We start from the raw sequence: 24969 nt of genomic DNA on the forward strand, positions 1-24969 counted from the left end.
CCGATTCCTGTGATCTGGTGGCTTATTTCTTTTATCTGTAAATATTCAGTCGATAAACATCATAACTTTTTGAAAAGCTATGCTTACATATAGTGTTATTATTTAAACAATTGGTGTAAAATAGATAATAGAATAACCTAAATTTAATATTAAAGGAGCTTGTTTTATGGATACGATTCGTTCGTCGCAACTGTTATTGCCGAAAGTTTTTCGGGTCTTATTTCTTTCTCTGCTCGTATCGCTGGTCGGCTTCTTGATCGGTCAGGTGGTACCGCCCGTACTAGCTATGCCGCTGTACATTGTAGAAATTGGACTGCTAATTGCACTGCTCTTTTTACGAAAAAAGAAATCCATCGGCTACTCGCTGATGTACAGCTTTATGTTCGTCTCCGGCCTGACGATGTATTTCGTCATTGTTAGCTACATTAGCTTGCTTGGCGCTTCGCTGGTATTGCAAGGTCTCGGTGTTGCGATTCTCGCTTTTGGCGGTACGGCTCTTTACGCTATTAAGTCGAAGCAGGATTTTTCATTCCTCGGCGGCTTCTTGTTCGCTTCAACCATTGTTCTTGTATTGATGACGCTCGTCGGCTTGTTCCTTCCGTTCTCGGGAACGACAGAGCTGATGGTATCCGGCTTCGGTATTCTCATTTTCATCGGCTGGACGCTGTTTGACTTCTCGCGCCTTACCCGTCAAGGCTTTAGCGATGAGGACATTCCGATGATCGTCGTGAGCATTTATCTCGACTTCGTGAATCTGTTCCTGTTTATTCTGCGTTTCCTTGGTGCGAGCCGAGACTAAGGACCTGCTTATCATGGAAGAGCGATCAGCGCTGCTGGTCGCTCTTTTTCAAAATATAAGGATTTATAAGTTTCACACTTATAATGGGCTTATATTTCAACGCGAAACGGTAGCTTTGCCGTTAGAGGACGGCTTCAGTCGTTTACGCTTGTTTAATTCTGTCGTCTGGGTGGACAGGAGCAGCATTTTTCGATTTAATAGAAGGATGGACGTTTGGTAAAGGTGGTAAGAACACGCTAATGGCGAAATCTAAATATTATGTCGTTTGGGTAGGCAAGCAAGCAGGTGTATTCGCAACATGGAAGGAATGCCAAGAGCAGGTGAATGGCGTTCAGGATGCGAAATATAAGTCCTTTGAATCCAAGGCGCTGGCAGATGCAGCTTTTAAGGAAGGCTGGCGCAGCCATTGGGGCAGGGGGAAAAGCACGGCGACCAGTACGAGCAGCGGCGCTGGAAGCTTTAAGAAAACAGCTCCGAAGCAAGAGGCGGGCGAAATCGACTACGACAGCATATCCGTAGATGTTGGTACGCGGGGCAATCCGGGTCCGGTGGAATATAAGGGCGTCGATACGCAGACGGGCGAAATATTATTTTATGTAGGGCCGATTCCGAATGGGACGAACAACCTGGGCGAATTCATCGCCGTTGTGCATGCACTTGCCTATTTGAAGCAGAAGGGCAGCGCGAGAACGGTATACAGCGACTCTAGAACAGCGCTAAGCTGGCTGCGTAATAAGAAGGTTGCTTCAACGCTCGTAAGAGACGCCTCCACGGCGAAAATTTGGGCGCTGACAGACGAGGCGGAGAAATGGCTCAAGACGAACACCTATCCGAACAAAGTGCTCAAATGGAACACCGAGGAATGGGGAGAAATTAAAGCCGATTTTGGGCGAAAATAACGTTGTGCATAGAGAGGAGACTACGCAGTGTTTCAGCAGTTGAACAATGATTGGGCAGCTACTTTGCAAGCTGAATTTGAACAGCCCTACTTCAAGAAGCTGGAAGCTTTCTTGACGGAGCAGTATCAGACTAAAACCGTGTATCCGAAACAAGAGAATGTGTTTAATGCGCTTAATTACACCTCCTATGAAGGAACACGGGTCGTTATTTTAGGGCAGGACCCTTATCATGGTGAAGGCCAGGCGCATGGCCTGAGCTTTTCTGTGCAGCCAGGTGTAGCCGTGCCAAGATCGCTGGGCAATATTTATAAGGAGCTTCATGCAGACTTAGGCTGCCCCATTCCAACACATGGCTCGCTGCGAGTCTGGGCTGAGCAGGGGGTACTGCTGCTTAATACGGTGCTGACAGTGGAAGCTGCGGCAGCCAACTCGCATAAGAAGAAGGGCTGGGAAAACTTCACCGACCGCATCATTACCGCGCTAAATGAACGCGAGCGTCCGGTTGTATTCATTTTATGGGGAAATCCCGCGCAGAAGAAGCTGGAGCTCATTGACACGGATAAGCATAAAATCATTACTTCCGTGCATCCTAGCCCATTGTCTGCCCGTGGCGGATTTTTCGGCAGCAAGCCATTCTCGCAAGCGAATGCTTATTTGAAAGAGCTGGGAGAGCGCGAAATCGATTGGAGCATACCGGCATTATAATTTTTTAGGATGTATAGCCGCATCAACACACAAACCAAAAGCCGCTGAACTCGCGTAGTTGCTCACGCGTTGTTCAGCGGCTTTTTTACAATGGCTTTATTTAGAGTCCTTCAGCAATGATGTTAGGAAGCAACAGACGTATTGCTTGCGGCAGCACCAGTGGAGCTGCCTGGAACGGCATTAGCGGGTGCTGGAAGGACTGGCTTGAATTTTGCGTCAACATAAGTTGTAACCTTTACTTCTGTAATGACTTGAGGATACATTTGATCCGGTTTAGGCTCCGTGCGCTCTAGCTTAAGCGTGGCTTGGTCGCCATTAAACGTGATGCCGGTAATTTGAATGCCATAGCCTGGGTGAGGCACCGTTGCGGTTACCGTTACTTTATTTACTTCGGCATTGACTGCTGTAACAGTCAGTCTCGCATCCGTGAAGGGGTTGTCAGATGGCTCCGGTTGGGTAACAGGTGCTTCGTTTTCTTTCATTTCTTTCACGAAAGCAATTCCATCATGCAGCCATGCCGCAGCGTCACCGCGTTTAATGGAAGCGGTTGGGTAGAAATTTTGCTTCGCGTCAAGCGTTGCGATTTTGCTGAGGAGCAGCTTTTGTACATTGCCCATGAAGTCTGGATTTACATCAGCCTCATCATTAAGCACTACATACATTTCGATCATGGCATAAGTCACTTTATGGTCAATCGCTTTGAATAAATGCTGCGCGAATTGCTCGCGAGTCATTACGTCATTCGCTTTCACATCTTTAGCTACACCAAGATCATAGAAATGGGCAATGATGAAAGCTTGGGAGTACCATTTGTCATCTTTAATATTCGTATAGTAGTCGGCTGCCAGCGGCTGCTTAATGAAACGAATATGATCGAAGTTCAGCTCAAGTCCTTTGACAATCATGGAGATTCCCTCTGCGTAAGTCAGTTTGCCCTGCGGGCGGAAATTGCCGTCTTTGTCACCGGAAATAATGCCTTGCTGCTGGAGCGCTTCAATTTTTTTGGCATTCGGGTCACTTTTGACATCGTTGAAGGCCCAGGCGCTTTGTCCGATTGTAAGCATCATCATGGTCAAAATAAGCGTTAGCAGTAGTGGTTTTTTCTTCATTTCTAGTCACCTCGTTATATTTTTCGCTGTCTTATATGATTCCAGACGTTGCTATTTACTTTATTGTTGCAGAACGAAGCAAAATCGATTCATTTGTTCGCTTATAGGCTAATTAGCAAGCGTAGTAATCTCTGTCCAACATGAAAAAACGGGAAGGATTAACCTTCCCGCCTACACTTGCCTATGCCTATACTTTAATATCTAGTAGGCTGCCGACATTTGGATTTACACTGAGCTCCATCATTTTGATCAGCCCTTGTGCCTGCACCTGCATCTGGTCTTGCCCAATATCCAGCATGCGGATCGATACAGCTGTGCCGAGTGATGCTTGACTAAGCGACGTTGATAATGCTGCTATATCCATTATTCACCACCTCCACCTTTATTATCGGCAAGCGTAGCGGAGGGATGAATACAATCGGGCAAAAAAATAACCCGCATCGCTGCGGGTCACAACAATATATGTCGAAAAGAGAGTAAAGTCATTATGCGCTTCGTACCTTAAAATGAAATGAAACGAAGCTGATTTTTAGCTTAATCCTGTTATTTGCAAAAAAATAACCCGCCGGAAGGCAGGTCGTCAAGGTTATACTATATAAATAGTGGGGGGTCATGTGATTAGTATAGGCAGCCAACCTTAAAATAAAATGAATGCCAACTGATAACAACATTAAATTTAGATTTGACGGCCATCCAGCAGATTTTTTCTGAAAATAGGCAAAAAAATTGGCCCGCTATTCAAGCGAGCCCAAGTGTATATTAAAAGGGAGTATGTTGCTAGTATGGATTAACCATCTGAAGCAGCACTGAAACGAAGCTGAAAATAAAATAAAAAAAGCCCCCATTGTATTCGGGAAGCCTCGGCACTTCATTATTCTTTTTTCTCCTCTTTGACAACGATCTCATCTGGCGCATCAAACGGTACGCGATCTTCTTCATAATACATGTGCGAATCACCTCCTGCTTAAAGCCAGTATGCACCTGTTTGATTATCGGGGAATGAACGTATTGTAAACGGAAAATTAAAAATGAACCGGTGGCACCCGTCCGGCGAGGCGAATACCCATTTTGCCTGAAAGCCCAACCCTTTTCAGCATTTGACCATATGATGCTGTGTACCTTAAAAAAAAGGAGATGAGCAACGAAATGGGATATGAAGTAGGAAATGTAGGAGTAGGTCCAGGATACGGTGGCTGCGGAAATAAAGTAGGCGGTGCTTTCACAAGCCCAGGCGCTATTCTTGTACTGTTCATTCTATTGGTTATCATCATTTGCTCCTGTATGTGGTAATATAAGCGGCTTAGTTCTATCCTGACCAAATCGGTATTTTCCTTAACCATGCGTTTTAAGTTGAAAATAGAGAGGAAGCGTCCCCTTGCCATGCTTATGGCAGGGGGATGTTTTTTTGCCTAATTTCATAATCCCCATGACAAATGCTTTAAAGAAAGGGTATGATTTAAAGATGGGTTAAAAAAGGTATGGATGACATCAAAGGTCATGTACTAAAACATAGAATGGAGAGGGAAGTAATGGCAAAGAAACCAAAGCGCCCGACAAGGGATGAGTTTGAATTAGAGGAGCTCGGAGAGCGCCTGGTTGAAGCGTATCAAGAGGGGATTGAGCTGCTTTTTGAGGTGTGGAACTGGGAAGAACCCGTTGCGGGGCTAATTGTGAAAATGGATTCCCGAACGAGGCTGGTGCACGTAGCGAAAGGCGAAGAAATTACCAAAATACCGTTCATGGATATTATGAAGGTGAATAACAACGCAAGCTAGCCAAAGCGGCGAACGCTTCCTATTTTTGGCGAATAAAGTCTGGAATTGTTGGCTAATGTCATTAAAATGCTAGAAAAGAAGTATCCACAGTGATAGAAAATGTTCCTCCCCACCACTTAGAATGGACTCTACTGGTAGTTTTAGTCTTTCTAAAATGTGGAGGAGGTTTCAGTCATGAAGAAAAAGCACGGTGCAGTCAAGTTTGGAATCATTTGTCTTGCGATGTTCGTTTTGTACCCTGCGGTGCAGGCATTTGCTGCCTGGAATGATGTGCGTACAAGCTATGCAACTTATACAGGTTCGGGTTACTCTGGCGGTGCAGTGCTGCTGGACCCGATTAATCCGAATATGGAAATAACGGCGTTAAATCCGACCGATATGAATTACAATGGGGTCAAAGCGGCGCTTGCTGGCGCTTATTTGGAGGTTACGGGGCCTAAAGGCAAGACGGTCGTCTATGTAACTGATTTGTACCCGGAAGGCGCTCCGGGAGCGCTCGACTTGTCGCCAAACGCTTTTGCTAAAATTGGGGAAATGTCGGCGGGCAAAATCAATATTTCATGGAAAGTCGTTAAAGCGCCGATAACCGGCAATTTTTCGTACCGGGTGAAGGAAGGCAGCAGCCAGTGGTGGGCGGCGATTCAAGTGCGCAATCATTTTTATCCGGTGATGAAAATGGAATATAAGAAGGCTGGCGCATGGATCAACCTGGAGAAAATGGACTATAACCATTTCTTGGGCACCAACATGGGTACAAGCCCGCTGCAGGTTCGGATAACCGATATTCGTGGACAAGCCGTTCTGGACACGATACCCGCGCTTCCGGCAAACGGTACGTCAGGAGCTTATATTGTCCCGGGAAATGTTCAATTCCCGAGCTAAATTGAAAACAGGTTGAAAACAAAAAGCTTCTTTCTCCGGTTTATAGGAGGACGAAGCTTTTTTTTGATAGTCAAAAAATAATAGTAGTAAAATGGTTGACTTTTCCCTTGGAAGTTGGTATATTAATAAACGTCGCTAATATACGATCTGTTAGCTCAGCTGGGAGAGCACTATCTTGACAGGGTAGGGGTCAGTGGTTCGAGCCCACTACAGATCATACAATGAAAAAGCCTGAAACCCTTTATTTATATGGGTTTTGGGTTTTTTTTATTTTTTGTGTACTGTCAGTGAAAAGTTGATCGGGGACAAACTGGGGACGGAGTCGTTGTTAATTAATTTTATTAGTTTATTCAAGAGTAGCGGTGTGCATGATTTTTTATGCGGAAGCGGATTCCCGCAATCGAAATAATCACGATTAGATAAAGTAATTCAGTGAATATATAAGAGTATGTAAGAGTGCTTGTATGAGCAAGCACTCCACAAGCTTAGCAATAATGTTTCTTTGTCCAATGTTTCTTTCCGATAACAAGTACTTTTTGACCAGGTTTAACAAATATAACTTTAACCTTTTTCTTTTTGGCATTTCCGTATCCCATTCAAATCATCTCCTTCCCAGCTAGTAATATATTATATTCATGGATTAATGGATTCGATTGTGCATTTGACATTTTGGATAAAATTAGGTGTTTAGCTAGACTTATGAATCAAAATGAATACAGAAATACATGGGAGGAACGACAGTGCCAGATCTCGGAAGAGGGATATGAAGAGAGCGAAGAGTGGTTTCGGGGCCAAGGAAGTGAGTTGGTGTGAATGACAAAATCAAGCTACCTCCAGATGCCTCAAGCATCAAAGGCTCTTTTGCATTTTGTCCCCGAATGGTCCATTCCGTATAAAAGTCTCAAAAGCTACGCATCCTATTGATTGAATGCCGAGTGGCGGGCGGTAATTGCCGCTCACAATACGAAGGAGGCGATTTTGAAATGAGCGTGAATGAGTCGAGCAACGGGGAAAGAGAGCATATTGTAGCTGTGCAGAAAAATGGTGACGGTGACCTGACGAGCTTTAAAACATCATCAGGCCGTGTACTGGATTACCAGACGGCGCTGCAAGAGGTGCAGGCAGGGCAGATCGCTGGCGTGAATGCTTTCAAAGGCAGAGATGGAGAAACGTATATCCGCGGCGACGCAGACGGCGATCCTACGAACAATTTGGATCAGCTTCCGATGTTTTAAGCAGCAAGCCTGAGTTAAGCATAGCCAGCCCAAAAAGAGCCTGACGCGAAAAAACGTCTGGCTCTTTTTGCAATTTTTGCTGGCCATACCTGCGGCTCACACTTACACCGTATAAATCTCGCGCTGCTGCACAAACCGCATTTTCCCCGTATGGCCTATGTAATTTTCCATCGTATCCCCGTAATGCATGAGCCACACCTTCTCCTGCAGCGGCTCCGGCAGTGTCAGCAGTTCGTCGAGACAGGCATGTACAACACCCGGCGCAATCAGCTGGCAGTCGTGAAAAATCGTATTCACGCCGTTCTCTACAAGCTGCTCCAGCAAAGCCTGGCTGAACTTCATATCTGCCGAATAGAAAAAGTGCTGATTGAAAATAAACGAATAGCTATTTTTTCCAACAATATGCTCGGTCTGAAGCAGCCTCACCGTCAATCCCGGATGCAGCTCATGCTCTACGCCTTCCTCCAGCCGTCTCACTTCAAAGAAATCGTCAATCGATTGCAACGGTCCCTGCGTCAGCCCGCCGCGCAGCGTCTGCTCCCACAGCGGCTCTACTAGCGAGGAGGCGATGTACAGCACAGGCTTTTTCCCGTAGAGGAACATCATCTGAAAAGCATATTCCTCCAGCCCGCCCACATGGTCGCCATGAATATGGCTGATTAGCACCGCATCCAGCTCATCGAACGAACGATTCGTCTCGTGAAGTGCCTTGGGCAGCGTAATGCCGCAATCGACCAGCAGCTTGAATCCAGGAACCTCAATTAGCGCATTGTTATTATCATATTTCTTGGCAAAAGCACTCCCTGTTCCGATCATTTGTATATTCACTGGAACACCCCCGTTATAGAAATCATCTCGCTACATTCAATGTATCAAATGAATGGCAAACTGACAAATAGAGATACCCTTTGCCGAGTACCTACATATAATGCAGGAGCAAGATCCGGCAGGGAGGACAGAGCATAAATGAGCAAAGGAAAAGGCAAAAACGTTAAGAAGAAACAACCGACAGGTGAAAGGAAGCAGTACAACTATAAATTGGTGTTATCCCCAGTCTGCGAGGTGTGCCCGACACCCTGTGCAAGGGGTCTCGCGTATTTGGCCCGAATGTCCGAGCCGGGAGCAGTAGGAAAAGGGGTTCCTTGCGTGCTCACCCGAACGTATCATTAACTGGAATATTTCCCAGGCAACCGCACATTTCTACAAATTTTTTCGCACGGGCAAGCTGCTTAAATCCCTATAAAAGACTGTCTGAAAAAAGGGAGAGCGCAAGCCTATGCTGGAGACAAAATATAGCGCTGTTACAGGGCTGAAAAAGTTTCTGTAGCAGCGCAACTCTATTCATTTTGAAGAGTATAACCTTATATCCAGACAAAGCGGATGGAGGGTACTCATCTATGAAATTCAGAAAAATAGCGATTTTGCTGCTGGCGCTTTTTTTATGCAGCAGTACCTTAATGATTGCCAATGCGGCATCGCAGACCGTGAAGGTTCTCCTGAATGGAAGCGAGCTTGAAGAAGGCGGCATTATGGTGGATGGCAAGACTTACCTGCCGATTCGGGAAATAGCCAATAGCCTGCAAACCATCGTCAATTGGGATGGGCAGAATAAGAAGGCAACCTTAACGAGACCGAATGTACATATTGTACTGATGCAGGATAGCAAGCTGTTTGGCAATGTGACGAAGGGCAACTCGTATACGTTCAGCGTATTGTCGCAGGTCGACAATTTGAAGACGGAAATTGCGGCGGTAAAAGTAGCTATATTTGATCCGTATGGCAGCGAGAAGGTTATTCAGACACAGACCGATAAAATTACGAAGGATAACTTCTGGTATCGGACGGAAGACATTAAGTATAACTTCGAGCATTCGGGAAAATATGCGGTGAGATTTTTCCTGAAAACAAGCTCGTCCGACGATTGGACACTCGTTTCGGAGAAGCTGATTTCCTCGCAATAACGGCAATGGACCGTGTTTCTTCCAAGAGGAGGAAGCACGGGCTTTTTCGTTTGACCGCTGCTATGACTCATGGTACGATACTCAGGTATGGATAAATGACTGAAATGGGGTAAAACAATGACTGAGCATAATCATGGCGCAGATTGCGGTTGCGGAGAAGACCATGAACATGAAGAAAGTGTATTTATTGTAACGGACGATGAGGGCCAGGAACGCGAAATGGTCATGGTGTATACGTTTGAATCCGAAAACAACGCTTATGCGGTACTGCTGGATCGCAATGATCCTGAAGCAGACGGCGTTATTTTCCGCATCGAGGAAGAGAACGACGAGGCATTCCTCGTTGGTATCGAAGACGATGCAGAATGGGATCGCGTAACGAAGATTTATGAAGAAATCGCCGTTACTGAAAACGCAGCAAAAGAAGAGTAGGCTTTCCGCTCTTTACGCTGCCCTAGCAAGAAATAATGCACCTTATGTGCATGCAAAAGACACCTGCGTCACCAAGGGCAAATGCTCTTGGGACGGCAGGTGTCTTTTGTTCAAATACAACGGTATTAAAAAAGGGAACCAATCATTTAAGCCTTGTGGGCTCGAAGCCACGAACTAGGAAATAGCCGTTTCCTCGAAAATCACTTTAACGAATTCAACGTTGCGGTCCTCTGGACCTTTAACAGGGAGGCCAACTTCAACATGCTCGACGATGTAGTCAATATTTTTCTGAGAAATAACCTCGCCCGGGAGCAGAATCGGGATGCCCGGCGGGTAAACATAAATAAATTCGGCGATAATCCGGCCAGCCGACTCTTTGAACGGAACGACCTCAGTCTGTCCGTAGAAAGCATCGCGCGGCGAGAGCGACAGCTGGGGAATATCCGGAATTTTGACAACGAGCTCGCGAGCTTCGGCGCCTTCATGGAAGCTGCCCGACAGCGCGCGCAGCGCCTCCAGCAATTTTTCTATCGAATCCGATGTATCACCAGGCGTAACAAGGCAAAGAATGTTATACATATCGCTCATTTCAATTTCGAGGTTGAAATGGTCACGGAGCCAGTTTTCCGTCTCATAGCCGGTAATGCCGAGATGACGGACATGAATAGCGACCTTGGTTGGATCGAGGTCAAAGGTAGCTTCTCCGCCTAATATTTCCCGTCCAAAGCAGTACAAGCCGGCAATTTCATTGATGGACTTGCGGGCATACTCGGCCAGCTCAATCGCTTGTTCAGCTAGCTTATGGCCGTTTAGAGCCAAATTGCGGCGCGATGTATCGAGCGACGACAGCAAAATATAAGACGTCGACGTTGTCGTCAGCATGCTGATAATCGTCTGAATGCGGTGGGGATTCACCCGGCCGCCTCGTACGTTCAGCACGGAGCTTTGCGTCATGGAGCCGCCCAGCTTGTGGACGCTCGTCGCTGCCATATCTGCGCCAGCCTGCATCGCGGACATGGGAAGCTTTTCATTGAAATGAATGAGCACGCCATGCGCTTCATCTACGAGAACAGGAATATCGAACGTATGCACGAGATCGACGATCTCCTTCAGGTCGGCGCATACGCCATAATACGTCGGGTTGATAACAAGCACGGCTTTAGAGTCGGGATGCTTGTCCAGCGCACGTTTGACAGCGCGTGTCGTAATGCCGTGATCAATGCCGAGATTTTCGTCACGCACTGGTGATATAAAGATCGGACGGGCACCTGCAAAAATAATCGCCGCCATAATGGACTTATGCACATTGCGCGGGACGATGATTTTATCGCCGGGAAGACAGACGCTCATAATCATCGTAATAATGGCACCGCTCGTTCCTTGCACGGAAAAATAAGTATAATCTGCGCCGAAAGCATCGGCTGCAAGCTTCTGGGCTTCCTCAATAACGCCGGTAGGCTGATGCAGGTCATCCAGCGGAGCTATATTTATTAAATCGATCGATAACGCGTTATCGCCGATAAATGCACGAAATTCGGCATCGCTGCCTAACCCTTTCTTATGTCCTGGAATATGAAATTGGGTTGGATTCTGTTCCGCATGGCGGCGTAATGCGCTGAAGAGCGGGGTTTTGTTATGATCCATCGCTTTCATCCCTGCCTCTCTAGTTAAAATACAAACAAGGTTGAGTATAGCAAAAACAAGTCGGAATGCAAGAAGCTTTTTTTAAAAATATAGGAAAGTATAGCATTGCGCGGTACCTTCTCTATATTTCTCGGAATGAAATGCGCCGCGCCGCCAAAGGATGGCGAGAGCCGTTTCACCTTGATCGCTTGCTTGCAGCAGAAACGGAGGCTCGATATTTAATGAAAGAACGAACGGGCATAAAGCCATCCAGCGTCGTTATTTGGCGCTCTCCTTTTATTATTCAACTGCTGATTATTATGTTTATTATTGAATTTGTAAAGGGCGCGCTGCTCATTTCCATTCTGCCTGTGTATATGGGAACGGTGCTCGGCTTATCTGCCTATGCGATTGGCTGGGCGCTGGCGCTGCAATATATTGGCGATAATTTATTCCGCAGCCCGATTGGCTGGCTCATTGACCGTTTGGGCTACCGCTCCGTGATGCTTGCGGGTATTGTGCTGACCTTTACCTCCGTATTGCTGGTCGCTTTTGCGCATCATACGAGCTGGATTGTTATCGCTTGCCTGCTGCTTGGCATCGGAACGTCCCCGCTATGGCCCTGCGTCATTACAGGGGCGACAGAGGAGGCCGGAGAGGAAGCGAGTGGCCGAGCGATGAGTGTCGTTTATGTCGCTTGGCTGGTCGGTGTTGGCGCGGGGCCGATTGCGATTAATTTTCTGCTATCCAGCTCGTACACAGCAGCGTTCCGCTTGATTATTGGCGGCATGATCGCCGTTGTGCTGACAACGATGTTTCTGCCAGGCCGCGGGCGCATGAAACAGCGTGCTGGCACAGCGGAAGCGGCTGAGGGACAGACGGACTCACCTGCAGTGGGAAAAAGTGATGCTGCAAGAGAGCCATTCAAAGTGCGGGCTAGCCGTTATTTTGCCAAAGTGGGCAAGTCGCTTCATGCCAGCAAGCTGCTTTATCCGGCGATGTTTGTGCAGAACTTCTCGCTTGGACTGCTGACGCCGATCTTAACGCTGTTCGCGCGTTCTGTGCTCCATCTGACGCCCGCCCAGTACAGCTGGTTTCTCATCGCTGGCGGCGCCATTACGGTGCTGGGGCTTATTCCAGTCGGGAAGCTTGTGGACCGGCTCGGGACAAAATGGTTTTTGCATGTCGGCTTTCTCCTCGCAGCCATCTCGCTGCCGCTGCTTGGCATGACCCGTTCGCTGCCGCTTGTACTTGTTATTGTGGCGATTGTAGGCATTGGCTATGCCTGCATCATCCCAGCCTGGAACGCTTTAATTGCCCAAGCGATTCCGAAGGCGGAGCGCGGTGCGGTATGGGGCTTTTTCCTGACGATTGAAGGCTCAGGCATGGTGCTGGGCACGATTTTGTCCGGCAAGCTGTGGGATACCTTCGGCCATCAAGCGCCATTTCTAGTAAGCGGAGCGATGCTGCTTGTCCTATTTGTTCTCCATTTGTTCATTACCAGAAAACAGCCAGTTATGATAACATAACGTGTGGAGGGGATGAGCTTAATGGACAGACGCTTGTTAATTGTAATGGCTACCTTAATGACAACATTTATTGGCTTCGGGATTATTATCCCGGTCATGCCCGAAATTATTAAAGCAGCAGATCCGCTTGGTGCGGAGGCGCATACAGGTTTGATGCTCGCGGTGTATTCGGCCGTATCGTTTGTGCTGTCGCCGGTATGGGGAAGCTTGTCTGACCGAATCGGCAGACGGCCTATCATTCTCATTGGCGTACTTGGCTTCGCTCTAAGCTTTGTATTATTCGGCTTATCGTCGGGCAATTTGACGCTGATGTATTTATCCCGTGTGCTGGGAGGCTTGTTTTCCGGTGCGGTGACCTCGGTTATTGTTGCTTACGTAGCGGATATTACAACACCTGAGGAGCGCACCAAGGGGATGGGACTGGTCGGAATGTCCATTGGCCTCGGCTTTACGATTGGTCCGGGTTTTGGTGGTCTGCTAAGCCTTGTGTCGCTGGAGATGCCGTTTTATGCAGCCTCCGCGCTTGCGCTGATTACATTCGTGCTCGCATGGGCCAAGCTCAAGGAGTCGCTTACACCGGAGCAGCGCCGTAGTGGGGCAAGCCGCCGCGAGTCGCGTTGGAAAGCTTTTACCGGGCCGCTGAAATATTTGTACATACTGGCTTTTTTCGTCACGTTTACACTGGCAGGACTGGAAGCGACTTTGCAGTTTTTCGGCATGAGGCGCTTTGATGTAACGCCGCTGCAGGTAGGGATTTTATTTTTCGTCTGCGGCTTTGTCGGCGCGTTAATTCAAGGTGGTGTCGTGCGCAGAAGGATCAAAGCGGGCGAAGAGGGCAAATACATTGCCATCGGCCTCGTCATATCCAGCATCGGCTTTTTCATGCTATTGGCTGCGCATTCGCTCTGGTGGGCAACGCTTTCCTTGGCCGTGTTCGGCATCGGCAATGCGCTCATTCGCCCTTGTGTAACGTCATTAATTACCCAGAAGACGACGGTCGGACAAGGCGTTGCCTCCGGTCTCAGCTCGTCGATGGACAGCTTGGGTCGTATTGCGGGGCCGCTGGCAGGAACGTTCCTGTTCACGCTGGATTTAAGGCTTCCTTATGTGTCCGGAGGCATTCTATGTCTGGCAGCGCTGCTGCTGCTCGTGCAATTCCGGCAATTGGATAAAAAAAAGACGGCAGTACAGGCCTAAATATCTAGCTAGAATCATAACTCTATTTGGGGCTGCCTTCGGGCAGCTTTATTTTATTTCTGGAGATGTGATTTGGCTAAGAGTACGGGTGGTCATGTCTATGCCCCGCGACTGTTCGGTGCGTCTACATTCATTTGCCTTCTTCGTCTGCTGAGGCACCGTAGAGACCCGGCACCGGAATGTCGAGAAGTCGGTAATAAACCCCAAGCTGAGCCCGGTGATGGACCATATGGCTTAATCCGAAGGTGCGAAGCGCGATCGCCCGCGGTTGGCGCAGGATGATATGGTTGCCACTGCGCAGGGTCCATTCCTCTCCGAGTGTTTTCTCATCGCATTCGGCTAACAGCTTTTCAAGCTTGACGACGTTCGTATCGAATTCCTCCAGTACGTCTTCGCGTCTTTCCAAAGCTTCCCGCCGAATCGGCACGGTCGAAAGATCGAATTCCGGATAAAGGAAAATAGCAATTTGCCAGTTCAGCAGGTTGACCAGATGAGTGGCGAGCCCACCCATAGTCATCGATTTTTCATGCGGTTTCCACGTCATATACTCCTCGGGTAAGCACTCCAGTATTCGGCGCGTATTGGTCAGTTCATGCTTGGCGTCTCCGATGATCAATTGTTTCACCATAAATCAACTCTCCTTCCTTATATAGTGATAGTACTATAAACACGATTGAGTGGAAAGGCTTGTCTTGGTCGTTTTGGGCATCGGCAAGGAATACTTAGAGTTGTGTTTTTTTATGGAGAAAAAAAGGGACAGATCTTTAATTTCTCGGAAAAATATATGGTAATATGAGGATATGAATACAAAGAGAGGAGAAGGCGATGAAGAAAACGATGAAGAAACCAATTATTCGCGCATTGCTTATGGGAGCTGTTTTTGTGATTGTTTATTATGGTGTGCAAATCATCGGGGGCGTGTATATAACCGAACATTACGTCCCCGATATAACTGAACAATATGCATCTGTTGATAACTTGCAGAATACCGTAACCATTAGCTGGCAGGCGGACCATTCCATTTGGCCGTGGCTGCAAGTTTTGCTCGTCATGTTAATTGGGGTAGCTGTCTACTACTCAGCAAGGCTGCTGAAAAGCAAGCTATCGAAATGATCAGCGATAGACTAACTCATACTTTTCAGGCCATCATCTCCCATGTTCGAAATATCTGCTGATCTGCCAAAAGCCGCTGCACCTTGCAGGATACAAGGGCAGCGGCTTTTGGTATATGCGATTCTTATATGCGTCTTATTCCTGCACGAGCGAGCGGCGATACAGGGGCAGCAGCGATTCATAGGTACTGAAAGCAAGCTTCACAAGCGCTTCGCCATCGCGCAAAATCGGGTCGTCAGCCGCAATATGCTGGCCGATGAGCAGCTCTGACTTCTTCACGTCGCGGAAGCGGACGAGGGCATGCTTCCATTGCTCGTGCGACATTTCGCTGACGGCAGCGGACTCCTTTTTCATATGATCAAGCGAAATGACATAAGAGGAAGGAACCTGCGCGATAACCTCATCAAGCTCATTTAAGTAAGCAGAGGCGATGCGGGATTTATTCGGCGTCTCGTAAATGAGAGCAAACCATATAAACAGATGATCGTCAAAAAGGCCCAGTTGAAAATGCGGATGCGCCTTATAGCCGCGCTTATTATTGCAAATTGCGAGCCAAGTATCCTTAGGCGGATTTACGGAACGGCGGGCATGCTTCGCTACATGCAGAAACATTTCGTCTCCCGCCTGCATGGAAAGCTCAGTGCGCAAGCGTTCGCCAATGGCGCGGAACTTTGGCTGGATTTTTTCCTGGATTCCCGCCATGCGCTCCTCCAGTCCCTGAAGCTGAAACACATCGAAATCCTCTTGTGTAAATCCTTTAAATTCGGTCATGCTATTCGCTATCGTATTTATGGTCATACGGTTATCTCTCCTTGCCTGGAATGAATGATAATTTCAAATAAAAAATCGCCATTTGCGTGCGATCCCGCAGCCCCAGCTTGTGCAGCATGTCGGAAATGTAATTTTTGATCGTGCCTTCACTCAAAAAAAGCGATGCGGCAATTTCCTTGTTCGATTGCCCCTCGGCAACGAGGCGAATAATTTGCTGCTCGGCCAACGTTAAGCTGTAACGTGCCGCAATCTCGCTGCTGGTCCGCTCTTCCGGAGAAAGCTCAGCCAAGGCAGCTTCTTCTGTATCAGGCATCGTAATCATACCCGCCAGCTTGCGGGCAATATCGGGATGAATGAGCAGCGAGCCTTCATGAACGGTTTTAATGCCGTTAATAATGCGGCTTGGCGGTACGTTTTTCAGCAAATAGCCGCCAGCGCCGCAGCGGATCGCCTGCACAATATAATCGTCGTCATCGAAGGTGGTCAGGATGAGGACGGCAGGGGGCTGCTCCAGTGCCCGAATGAGCCGTGTGCCTTCGACGCCATCACAGCCGGGCATGCGAATATCCATCAGTACGACGTCGACCTTCGTCTTTTGTACGAAATCAGCTGCGGCCTTGCCGTCGGCACATACTCCCGCAACGTGGAGCTCCGGGTCGAGCTGCAAAATCACCTGCATGCTTTCCCGAATAAACGGGTCGTCATCTACAATCAAAACCGTAATCATGGCTCGGGGTCCTCCTATCCTTTCACAACTGTCCGTATTTCGGCAGCGCCGCCTAGCAGCGGAAGCTCGGTCGTTACGCTGAATCCATCCTCCATCTGCCAGGTGAGCTGTCCCCCGATTAAGGAAATTCGCTCACGCATGCCGCGCATGCCAAGCCCCGCCGTAATGGCTCCTTCGGGCACAACGCCATTGTTGGCGATTGTAAGGACTACGGTGTGCGGTTGAAAAAGCAGCGTTACCGTTACCTTCGTGGCGCCGCCATGGCGAACGGCATTCGTGATCGCTTCCTGCGCATTTTTGAACAAAATAAATTCCATGCTCGGGTACAAGGAACGCGGATTGCCCTGCACCTCAAAAACGACCGCGATACCGAGCGCCTCGCCGGAATCCTTAACGAGACGATCGAGCGCATATTGCCGGGAGTCGCCTTCGCTTGGCACCGCGAGCCTGCGCACCGTTTGGCGCATTCGCTCCATGCTGTCTTGCAGCTGGTCGCGAATTTGCCCGACCGTCGCCTGTGCGCGGGAAGGATCCGCCTGAAATAGATGCAGCGCGGCCTCAGACATCATTTTCACCCGAATGAGACGATGCCCAAGATCATCATGAATGTCCCGCGCAATGCGATTGCGCTCTTCAGTCTGCGCGTATTGCTCGATTTGCGAGGCATAGCTCTGCATGCGGCGCCTTGCTGCTTCCAGCTCCTCATGGCTTTGCGCGAGCGCTGCATACAGCGTCTCGACTTGGCTGCGCTTGCCTTCTACCTGCCCGGCAGCCTGCAGCACCGCCCCAATCGTCAGCCACAACAGCAGCATGGCAGCCATTATGCTTGGCTCTTGTCCGCGCATGGCGATCCAGAGACATGCCCCTCCAGCCATGATCCACATTGCGGCCATGCCAGCTGATGGCTTCGTGCTTAAGGCTGCTATTAAAGTAGAGAAGGGGAGCAGGAACAAGACAGCGCCATAATGATAGGCGAACCATCCGAAGCCAAGCAGCTCCATAAACAAAATCAACACCGCGTATTTAGGAAACAGCGAGCCTAGTTTAATGACGGACAAAGCTAGCAGCACGCCAATTGTATAATAGGCATAGTTTGCAGGTGAAATCGAGAAGACGCTGATGACTGCGGGTCCAGCAATTAATAGGCTTCGAAACCAGTGAAATGGTACGTTCATGTCGGATTAGCTCCCGCAGCGCAATAGGCTTTTATCGTCCTAAGGCGTTTTTTCATTTTTGATTCATATCGTTTCATTATAGCATAATCCGCCAAAAACCGGCTGTATACAGCAGGCTCCAAGGATATGACTTTCGTCACCTAGATTTTGTGACTTTGTAGAGCTGTATGCTGGCTAGCAGCGTTTTATAATGGACACAAGATGATGAATGGGGAGGATGAGGGCTTTATGAGCCTAGTAACATTTAAAGATGTAGTTAAAAAATATGACAGCACCATTACCGTCAACCATTTGACTTTTGATATTGGCGAAGGCGAAATATTCGGCCTGCTCGGGCCGAATGGAGCGGGGAAAAGCACATCGATCCATATGCTATCGGGGCTGCTGCCTCTGAGCGGCGGGGAGATTACAGTTGGCGGACATTCCATCCGCAAACAGCCGCTGGAGGTCAAGCGCCTCATTGGTCTGGTACCCCAGGAGCTGGCAATTTACGACATGCTGACCGCTTGGGAAAATGTATCCTTTTTCGCAAAGCTGTATGGACTTAGAGGCAAGCTGCTGAAGGAGCGGGTGGAGGAATCGCTGCAATTTGTCGGGCTGCTGGAGCGGGCAAAAGACAAGCCGTCAACGTTCTCGGGCGGCATGAAACGGAGGCTGAACATTGCTTGCGCGATTACCCATCGCCCGAAGCTGATTATTATGGATGAGCCGACGGTCGGCATCGATCCGCAGTCGCGCAATCATATTTTGGATTCGGTACGTGAGCTTAACCGCCTTGGTTCGGCCATTATTTACACAAGCCATTACATGGAGGAAGTGGATGCGATTTGCTCGCGAATTGGCATTGTCGATAAAGGCAAGCTTATTGCCTGCGGCAGCAAGGAGCAGCTAAGACAGCAGGTCGGGCAGGAGGAGCGGATTATTTTCGAAGTCGATCAGGCCCATCAGGCTGCGGCGAAGGAGATGGGCGAGCATCCGGCAGTCAAGCAGATAGACGAGCAGGATGGCCAGCGGAGGCTTGAGGTCACCGTGAAGGATTCGCCTTCCGTCCTTCAGGATTTGCTGTTTATTTTGCAAAAGCACGGCATTTCGCTGCGCCAGCTGACCCGCGTCGAGCCGAATTTGGAGTCGCTCTTCCTCCAGCTAACCGGCCGCTCGCTGCGCGATGAATAGGAGGTGCGAAAGCATGCGGACATGGTGGATTACGTTAACTTATGAATGGATAAAAATGAGCCGGATGCACGCGCTGCTTGTTGTGCTCGCTGCTCTTCCGCTGCTGCTCATCTATTTGCTCGGCAGCGCTTTTGACAGCGAAATCAAGCCAGCGAAGGTGGCGGTATACAACGCCGATCAAGGAGCGATGCGAGAGGGTGTAGATGCTTTTTGGCAAGGGGCTGACATCCTTCCATACGTCCGTCCCGCAGTGCTCTCCTCAGAGGCTCGAGTGCGGGAGGCGGTACAGGGTGGAACGGCCGATTACGGCGTTATCATTCCTGCGGATTATTCCGACAAGCTTGCAGCGGGAGAAAGCGTTAGCTGGCACACCTTCGACGGTCATGACGGGAGAAAAAATATTGCGGCCCATTCAATCGTTCGTTCGTACCTGTCTCAGGTGAACATGAAGGCTGCAGCCTTCAAGGTGCTTGGACCTGAAAGCTTATCCGGGCTGGAGAGCCGCCACACGGATGCTGCCGCACTCGTTAAAGTGCAGACGCTGGGCGGTGGATCGGATCAATCCTTCGGCTCCATATCTGCTATCCAATATTATTCTGTCGCTTATTTGGTCATGTTTTTGCAATATGGCGGCATGACGGGAGCGATTTCGCTGCTGCGGCAAAAAAGGGAAGGAACACTGCAGCGCTTGTATGGCATCCCTGCGTCGTTCAGCGCAGTTGTAGCGGGCATCATTAGCGGCGCGGCGCTGCTGGGCGTGATGCAGACGATTATTATAATTGTTTTTACCAAGTATGTTTATGGCGTCGATTGGGGCGGGGCTTACTGGGGCATTGCCCTTATCTCGTTGCTGACGATTATTGCTGGCTCTGGCCTGGCGCTGACAATTGCGTCTTTTGCCAATACTGTCAAAACGATGCAGACGCTGTTCAATACGATGCTTTTCAGCATGACTTTTGTAAGCGGGGGCATGATTGCGATGATTCAGAACAAGCTGGGCCTCATCAGCAAGCTGAATATTAATTTTTGGGCGAATGCAGCGCTGCGTGGGTTAATGGATGGATCGAGCCGCGTTCTCGTTTGGCAAAATATCGGTATTTTGGCTGCTATAGCCGCAGTTCTTGCTATTTTTGCGATTATTCGCCTGCCTAAGGTGGTGAAGCAGCATGCGTAGCCTGCCAATTGCGATGCAGCTCATTCGCAGAACGATGGGAACACGACGGGGCTTTTTTCTAAATGTGCTGCTTCCTGCAATCGCCTTGTCGGTTATCGCTGGTTTGTTCAGCAGCCTGCAATCGGATAAAGAGATTATTGCCATCAGCAATGCGGATCAAGGAGCGCTAGGCGCTTATATGCTGGATATTGTAAATCAGGACTCGCTTTATGAGGTGCAGATGCAGACGGATTTGACGGATAAGCAGATCAGGGAAGCCGTTGCTGCTGGTGACGCGGATGCGGCGATTTTTATTCCCGCCGATTTCACGGAGCGCCTGCTTGCCGGCCAGCAGCCACAGCCGGTGCTGTACCGCTGGACGGAGCAGCTGTGGAACGCCTCGCTGCTATCCTCGCTGGAGGCTCAGGCGAGCAGCATGGCTGCATCCGTCGAATTGCTGCAAGCGGCCTCTGGCGGGGCTGCTCCCGATGCCGGGAAGCTCAGCGAGCTGCTGGAGCAGCAGGCGAAGCCTGCGGTCAGCGCGGAGCATACTCCGATGAAGCTTGGTGTAGTTGCTGCCAATCCGATTATGATTGGATCAGTTTTGCTTTTTCTCATGCTGCTGGTCAGCCAATCTGTCGGCTTCATTATGGAGGATCGGGAAATGCGGACAATGGCGCGCATGTACACAGCGCCGCTTCGAGCCCTTGATATTGCCCTGGGCAACTATTTAGGCAGCATATTGGTTGGTACCATTCAGCTTGTGCTGGTGCTCTCGCTCACTTATTTTGTGTTTGGTTATTCGCCGGGCGTTTCTTTCGGCGCGATGCTGTTGGTATTGGAATGCTTTATGCTTGCGTCGATTGGCGTTATGACGGCTGTTGCGGGGCTCATGCGAAATGCCCATCAGCTGAGTCAAATCAATTTGCTCATTGTATCACCTACCTCGATGATCAGCGGCTGTTTTTTTCCGCTCTCGATGATGCCGGAGTTTTTGCAGAAGCTAGCCAATTTCATGCCGCAAAAATGGGCGCTGCAAGCCATTGACCGGCTGAGCACAGGTGCTGGGCTCATAGATGTCGCGCAGCCGATCCTGATTTTAATGCTGTTCGCCGTCGTCCTGCTTATATTCGGCGGAGCCGTGCTTCGCCCAAGTCATCAATAACGAGCATTCAGCTTCCCTATTGAATCGTTTACAATAGTGCATGTACTTGCTCACTGGCGCAGCCCGCTGGTGGGGAGTGCTTGCACTATTTTTGCGTGGACTTGTTGCTCAGCGTGCCTGAAAATCAAGCTGTAAAAAAGAGGGAGCAAAAAATGAACCTTTTGACTCCGTTAATTGTTTATAGGGTGTACATGGCGAGAGCGAGAGGAGGGAAAGCGGGTTATGACGGAAAGAGAGCTGTTTGAGCAATATAACAAGGACGTCTATAAAACTTGCTACTACATGCTCCGAAATGCGGCGGATGCGGAAGATATATGCCAGGAAGTATTCGTGACAGCATTCCGCAAGGAGTGGCGGCAAGTAGAGCAGCTTAAAGCGTGGCTGCTGCGTTTGACAGTCAATTGTTGTCTGAATGCGATCCGCCGCTCCAAAACCGGGAGGCTTAAAGAACAGCTGAGCGAATGGCTGTCACGCAGACAGCCGGAATCGGTGGAGCAGGTGATCGAGAAGCGGGAAGCGCATCAAGAATACAGCAGGCTCGTGCAGCAGCTGCCGCTAAAAATTCGCACAGTAGTAGCTCTGCGCTATATGCAGGAGCAGACGCTCCCAGAAATAGCAGACATTCTAGGCATTCCAGTAGGTACGGTGAAGTCGCGGCTGCACAAAGGGTTAAAGCTGTTGAAGCGGTCACTAGAGGACAAAGCCGGGAATCATGAACAAGGAGGCTTATATTATGAAACCATCAGAGAACGAAATGATTCAGCACTTGAAAAAAGCTGAACCGCCAGTCTACCCTGATTTTGAGGTGATGTGGCAGCGGATTGAGCAAACAGGCGTTGAAGGAGCCGTCGGCAGCAAGGGAGCTGTCAGAAGGGAAGGCGCCCAGCTAAGCGGAATGGGTTCACAGCAGGGCAGTAGTGGTATGGCAGCATCTGGGGGCGAAGCTGTGCGCATGTTGCCGCAGCCGCGAAGCCTGAAGCGTGGTCTATTTATAGCGGCAGCGGTTGCTTTAATTGCGGCGACTCCTGTTTTTGCCTACCAATTGGACTGGAATCAGCTGTTGAATGGCAGAAGCGGCATTCAATCGGCGCTCGCCCAAGGTATGGGTCAGAAAATTGAAAAGTCGGCGGTGCAGGATGGCGCGACGTTTACGATTCATACAGCGGTTGTTGACGACAACCGTACGGTGCTGCTTTACAGCCTTGCTACAGCGGGCGGGGAGAACGGTTATTTATCCTTTTCAGATATGCGATTGACGGATGCAAAGGGTAAAGCGATTGAAGGCCATTTTTCGATGAGGGGCTGGGACGAGGCCAGCCATTCATACCGCGGTTATTTCGAGACGGAATGGACGCCAGAGCAGTTAGTGGATCAGGTGGATTTTTCAGCGTCGGGAGCGAGCTTCATCTCAAACTCCTCCATTCCAATTGATCTGGACCTAACTAGCGATGGCATACAAGTTTTTAATTTGGATAAGGATGGAATGGGCAAACTGGAGGTTCAGCTTTTCAAGCAAAATGGAGATGAGGTTTTGCTGTCCTCCGCGCTCAGCTTTACTGATACAACCGTATCGGGCTATGCGTTCCCGGAGTTAACAATCAAGAGCGGGGACAGTCCTGTTAAAACAAGCCGCATCGGTACATTTGGGAAACCGGGACCTAATGGTGAATATACGATGCTGCAATATTTTAAGCTGAGTGATTTAACGAGCAGCCATTTAACCTTCAGCCTGAGCTATGCCCGTGAAGAAGGACGGATTGACGGAGGGTGGAGCATACCGCTTGAGCTAGACAAGCAGGCGATGCTTTCCGGCACGATTAAACGTGACGTTCAGGTGCCGATTGATTTGCCGCAAAATAGCTTTAAAATCGATCAGATTGTCATTACGCCAACCCAAATCAGGCTTACAACAAGCCATGAGCAAAAATATATGCAGTATCCTTTCCAAAATTATGAGTTAGAAGTAGGAGGCACATTGTTAAAAGGTTACCTTTGGGGAAGCAGTGAGTCCTACGATAATGCCATCCGATTTGAGCGTCCGCAGGGACTTGTCATTTCGGAGCAGACGCCGATTACGCTCATTCAAAGCTATGAGGTAACAAAGCATGCGGATAAGGATGCAGTCATTCACTTGAGCAACATAAAGGAAGAGAAGCAGTATATGACGACGGAAGTAGGCGGCTATCCAGTTAAGTGGACCTATTACCGTAAGGGGCCAGATGTGTTTGTCCAAAACGAAAGCGACGACAAAACGTTTGGCGGCGTCAACCAGACGTTCCGCTCGGAAGGAAAGAAAAGCTTTCCTAGCGAAATATTAACCGCTAATTTTTCCGGGGACGGCATTAACAGCTCGACTGAGGTTTACCGGAACTATGAAGGAGACAGCCTTGATCTGTCGATCTATTATTACACGACGGACGCGCCGGATAAGGAGCTGCGCACGCCGCTGCTGCCTTAGAAAGCGAAATGATGCTCCAAAACGATTCGTTCGAGCATGTCCAGCGCTTGCTGCAAGCCGCCCAATTTGGGCGGCTTGTATTATTTTTTCACCTAAAATCAGCTTTTGCTTTAAAATTAGTCAATAAACCAAGTTGCCAGAACATAAGATGGAGTATAAGATAGAAACAAGAGCAAATTGTCAGAACATTTAGTCAAATTTGTGAAAGGTGTTACGACACTGTTTTTGAAGGAGGGATTGCCGTGAATAAGAGCCACGAAGTCGAGTATTGCAATTTGGAGCTGCGATTTGAACGGCGGCAAATCCAAAATCTCATCCGCGATCTCATTCAGGAAGGGTACTCCTTGTATTGGAGCGAAACGGATGTACAGTTTCTCATCTCGATTCGAACAGGTCGCAAGCTGGTGAAGCTTAAGTTTCAGCGGATGAAGGATAGCTACAAGATGGTGGGAGACTATGTAATCCGGGACGAGAGATTGTCGGAGCTGCTGGAAAAGCTCATTAATGATTCCAGAGGTCATGCGGTGGTCAAGCGAATGAAGGATCGTCAAATCGTCATTGAGAGCATTATGTTCGGTGAGATTATACGACTTGTGGAGGTGTCCGGTATGGAACATCGGATTATTTATCAGAAGAAGCCGCTTGTCACCATGGAAGAAATGATCAAGGCATTCCAGTCTAAACGAGCAGAGGAACGTGCTCTGGTACTGCGCTATGAGCTGGATTACGAGCTGTCCGTATTGCACGAAGCACTGGAAGCTGAAGATGAGGCTGCTGTCCTTTCGTCAAAAGCAAAGCTTGGCGAGCTGCGGCTGGAAATGCTGCAACTCGAATTGTAAACGTCGTCTATTGGGAACAAGGGTTGTACAAAATAGATGAAGCGGGAGCAGCCATTGTGGTTATTCCCGTTTTTTTTGTTTTTCTTAAAATATAATTCAGAACGGCAACGCTGTTTACTATTGGAAGGTCGCATTCTGGCGCAATATAAGGTAAACTTTCTAAAGCGGTCAATAAAACTAATGGCGTTTTGGTTATATTTTTAAACCCTACTAGTTTTCTTCTCTGCACAAAAGGAGTAAAATAGAGCT

27 protein-coding genes and 1 tRNA gene are annotated in these 24969 nt (G+C 48.9%); 20 read left to right on the forward strand and 8 right to left on the reverse strand.

Going from position 1 to position 24969, the window contains the following annotated elements:
- The first annotated feature begins 166 nt into the window (after nt 1-166).
- From WH37_RS10545 to WH37_RS10555, 3 genes are all read left to right on the forward strand, one after another.
- Nucleotides 167-799 carry a Bax inhibitor-1/YccA family protein gene (locus tag WH37_RS10545; protein WP_046230528.1) on the forward strand — a complete coding sequence of 211 codons (633 nt, stop codon included), beginning with the start codon at nt 167-169 and terminating at the stop codon, nt 797-799.
- Nucleotides 800-1038: 239 nt separating this feature from the next.
- Complete coding sequence (rnhA, locus tag WH37_RS10550; RefSeq protein ID WP_046230529.1) at nt 1039-1698, forward strand: ribonuclease H; 660 nt, start codon at nt 1039-1041, stop codon at nt 1696-1698.
- A 27-nt stretch (nt 1699-1725) separates the two neighbouring features.
- The gene (locus WH37_RS10555; RefSeq protein WP_046230530.1) at nt 1726-2403 is read left to right on the forward strand and encodes a uracil-DNA glycosylase; all 678 of its coding nucleotides are present in this window, start codon (nt 1726-1728) and stop codon (nt 2401-2403) included.
- A gap of 122 nt (nt 2404-2525) precedes the next feature.
- Here WH37_RS10555 and WH37_RS10560 read toward each other — a convergent pair whose 3' ends face one another.
- Together WH37_RS10560 and WH37_RS34575 are read right to left on the reverse strand one after the other, a co-directional pair.
- Nucleotides 2526-3512, reverse strand: coding sequence for an S-layer homology domain-containing protein (locus WH37_RS10560; protein ID WP_046230531.1), 987 nt, complete (start codon nt 3510-3512; stop codon nt 2526-2528).
- 187 nt (nt 3513-3699) lie between these two features.
- On the reverse strand, nt 3700-3876 hold the full coding sequence (locus WH37_RS34575; protein WP_074904620.1) for a YjfB family protein: 177 nt from the start codon (nt 3874-3876) through the stop codon (nt 3700-3702).
- A gap of 782 nt (nt 3877-4658) precedes the next feature.
- Here WH37_RS34575 and WH37_RS35970 point away from each other — a divergent pair.
- The 5 genes from WH37_RS35970 to WH37_RS10580 all read left to right on the forward strand — a co-directional run bounded on the left by WH37_RS35970 (nt 4659) and on the right by WH37_RS10580 (nt 7404).
- Nucleotides 4659-4802, forward strand: a complete 144-nt coding sequence (locus tag WH37_RS35970; protein ID WP_177217873.1) for a hypothetical protein — start codon at nt 4659-4661, stop codon at nt 4800-4802.
- A gap of 239 nt (nt 4803-5041) precedes the next feature.
- The gene (locus WH37_RS10565) at nt 5042-5287 is read left to right on the forward strand and encodes a YolD-like family protein (protein ID WP_046230532.1); all 246 of its coding nucleotides are present in this window, start codon (nt 5042-5044) and stop codon (nt 5285-5287) included.
- 222 nt (nt 5288-5509) lie between these two features.
- Nucleotides 5510-6169 carry an expansin ExlX gene (gene exlX, locus WH37_RS10570; RefSeq protein ID WP_414811832.1) on the forward strand — a complete coding sequence of 220 codons (660 nt, stop codon included), beginning with the start codon at nt 5510-5512 and terminating at the stop codon, nt 6167-6169.
- A gap of 144 nt (nt 6170-6313) precedes the next feature.
- Nucleotides 6314-6386, forward strand: a tRNA-Val gene (locus tag WH37_RS10575).
- A gap of 766 nt (nt 6387-7152) precedes the next feature.
- Entirely contained in the window at nt 7153-7404 is a 252-nt protein-coding gene (locus WH37_RS10580; RefSeq protein ID WP_046230534.1) for a DUF3892 domain-containing protein, read from the forward strand.
- A gap of 102 nt (nt 7405-7506) precedes the next feature.
- Here the strand turns inward: WH37_RS10580 and WH37_RS10585 are convergent, their stop codons facing one another.
- Entirely contained in the window at nt 7507-8232 is a 726-nt protein-coding gene (locus tag WH37_RS10585) for an MBL fold metallo-hydrolase (protein ID WP_231594186.1), read from the reverse strand.
- 138 nt (nt 8233-8370) lie between these two features.
- On the opposite strand from WH37_RS10585, the gene WH37_RS10590 reads away from it, so the two are divergent.
- The 3 genes from WH37_RS10590 to WH37_RS10600 all read left to right on the forward strand — a co-directional run bounded on the left by WH37_RS10590 (nt 8371) and on the right by WH37_RS10600 (nt 9797).
- Nucleotides 8371-8574, forward strand: a complete 204-nt coding sequence (locus tag WH37_RS10590) for a hypothetical protein (RefSeq protein ID WP_046230535.1) — start codon at nt 8371-8373, stop codon at nt 8572-8574.
- Between the two features lie 227 nt (nt 8575-8801).
- The gene (locus WH37_RS10595) at nt 8802-9365 is read left to right on the forward strand and encodes a stalk domain-containing protein (protein WP_046230536.1); all 564 of its coding nucleotides are present in this window, start codon (nt 8802-8804) and stop codon (nt 9363-9365) included.
- Nucleotides 9366-9482: 117 nt separating this feature from the next.
- Nucleotides 9483-9797 carry a DUF1292 domain-containing protein gene (locus WH37_RS10600; RefSeq protein WP_046230537.1) on the forward strand — a complete coding sequence of 105 codons (315 nt, stop codon included), beginning with the start codon at nt 9483-9485 and terminating at the stop codon, nt 9795-9797.
- Between the two features lie 174 nt (nt 9798-9971).
- Here the strand turns inward: WH37_RS10600 and WH37_RS10605 are convergent, their stop codons facing one another.
- Entirely contained in the window at nt 9972-11441 is a 1470-nt protein-coding gene (locus tag WH37_RS10605) for an aminotransferase class I/II-fold pyridoxal phosphate-dependent enzyme (protein WP_046230820.1), read from the reverse strand.
- A 221-nt stretch (nt 11442-11662) separates the two neighbouring features.
- Between WH37_RS10605 and WH37_RS10610 the strand changes: the two genes are divergently transcribed.
- Together WH37_RS10610 and WH37_RS10615 are read left to right on the forward strand one after the other, a co-directional pair.
- On the forward strand, nt 11663-12949 hold the full coding sequence (locus tag WH37_RS10610) for an MFS transporter (protein WP_046230821.1): 1287 nt from the start codon (nt 11663-11665) through the stop codon (nt 12947-12949).
- 21 nt (nt 12950-12970) lie between these two features.
- Nucleotides 12971-14146, forward strand: a complete 1176-nt coding sequence (locus WH37_RS10615; RefSeq protein WP_046230538.1) for a tetracycline resistance MFS efflux pump — start codon at nt 12971-12973, stop codon at nt 14144-14146.
- Between the two features lie 130 nt (nt 14147-14276).
- Here WH37_RS10615 and WH37_RS10620 read toward each other — a convergent pair whose 3' ends face one another.
- Nucleotides 14277-14774 carry a DinB family protein gene (locus WH37_RS10620; RefSeq protein ID WP_046230539.1) on the reverse strand — a complete coding sequence of 166 codons (498 nt, stop codon included), beginning with the start codon at nt 14772-14774 and terminating at the stop codon, nt 14277-14279.
- Nucleotides 14775-14971: 197 nt separating this feature from the next.
- Between WH37_RS10620 and WH37_RS10625 the strand changes: the two genes are divergently transcribed.
- Nucleotides 14972-15259, forward strand: coding sequence for a hypothetical protein (locus tag WH37_RS10625; RefSeq protein WP_046230540.1), 288 nt, complete (start codon nt 14972-14974; stop codon nt 15257-15259).
- 135 nt (nt 15260-15394) lie between these two features.
- On the opposite strand, the gene WH37_RS10630 is transcribed toward WH37_RS10625, so the two are convergent.
- From WH37_RS10630 to WH37_RS33505, 3 genes are read right to left on the reverse strand one after another with little or no spacing between them, the layout of a single operon-like run.
- A complete protein-coding gene (locus WH37_RS10630) occupies nt 15395-16057 on the reverse strand; it encodes a DUF1054 domain-containing protein (RefSeq protein WP_177217874.1) in 663 nt (220 codons plus the stop codon).
- Nucleotides 16058-16061: 4 nt separating this feature from the next.
- A complete protein-coding gene (locus WH37_RS10635; protein ID WP_046230541.1) occupies nt 16062-16757 on the reverse strand; it encodes a response regulator transcription factor in 696 nt (231 codons plus the stop codon).
- A gap of 14 nt (nt 16758-16771) precedes the next feature.
- Nucleotides 16772-17932: a sensor histidine kinase gene (locus tag WH37_RS33505; RefSeq protein WP_052736922.1), complete on the reverse strand. Its 1161-nt coding sequence runs from the start codon at nt 17930-17932 to the stop codon at nt 16772-16774.
- Between the two features lie 228 nt (nt 17933-18160).
- Here WH37_RS33505 and WH37_RS10645 point away from each other — a divergent pair, with 228 nt between their 5' ends.
- From WH37_RS10645 to WH37_RS10670, 6 genes are all read left to right on the forward strand, one after another.
- Nucleotides 18161-19105: an ABC transporter ATP-binding protein gene (locus WH37_RS10645; protein WP_046230542.1), complete on the forward strand. Its 945-nt coding sequence runs from the start codon at nt 18161-18163 to the stop codon at nt 19103-19105.
- Between the two features lie 13 nt (nt 19106-19118).
- On the forward strand, nt 19119-20279 hold the full coding sequence (locus WH37_RS10650) for an ABC transporter permease (protein WP_046230543.1): 1161 nt from the start codon (nt 19119-19121) through the stop codon (nt 20277-20279).
- Nucleotides 20272-21423, forward strand: coding sequence for an ABC transporter permease (locus WH37_RS10655; RefSeq protein WP_046230544.1), 1152 nt, complete (start codon nt 20272-20274; stop codon nt 21421-21423). Before WH37_RS10650 ends, WH37_RS10655 begins: the two co-directional genes overlap by 8 nt.
- A 222-nt stretch (nt 21424-21645) precedes the next feature.
- Nucleotides 21646-22203 carry an RNA polymerase sigma factor gene (locus WH37_RS10660; protein WP_046230545.1) on the forward strand — a complete coding sequence of 186 codons (558 nt, stop codon included), beginning with the start codon at nt 21646-21648 and terminating at the stop codon, nt 22201-22203.
- Entirely contained in the window at nt 22157-23881 is a 1725-nt protein-coding gene (locus tag WH37_RS10665) for a DUF4179 domain-containing protein (RefSeq protein WP_052736923.1), read from the forward strand. The genes WH37_RS10660 and WH37_RS10665 overlap by 47 nt, the downstream gene beginning before the upstream one ends.
- A 242-nt stretch (nt 23882-24123) precedes the next feature.
- Nucleotides 24124-24720: a hypothetical protein gene (locus WH37_RS10670; RefSeq protein ID WP_046230546.1), complete on the forward strand. Its 597-nt coding sequence runs from the start codon at nt 24124-24126 to the stop codon at nt 24718-24720.
- The last annotated feature ends 249 nt before the right edge of the window (nt 24721-24969 follow it).

Source organism: Paenibacillus algorifonticola, assembly GCF_000971975.1.
Classification (GTDB): domain Bacteria; phylum Bacillota; class Bacilli; order Paenibacillales; family Paenibacillaceae; genus Pristimantibacillus; species Pristimantibacillus algorifonticola.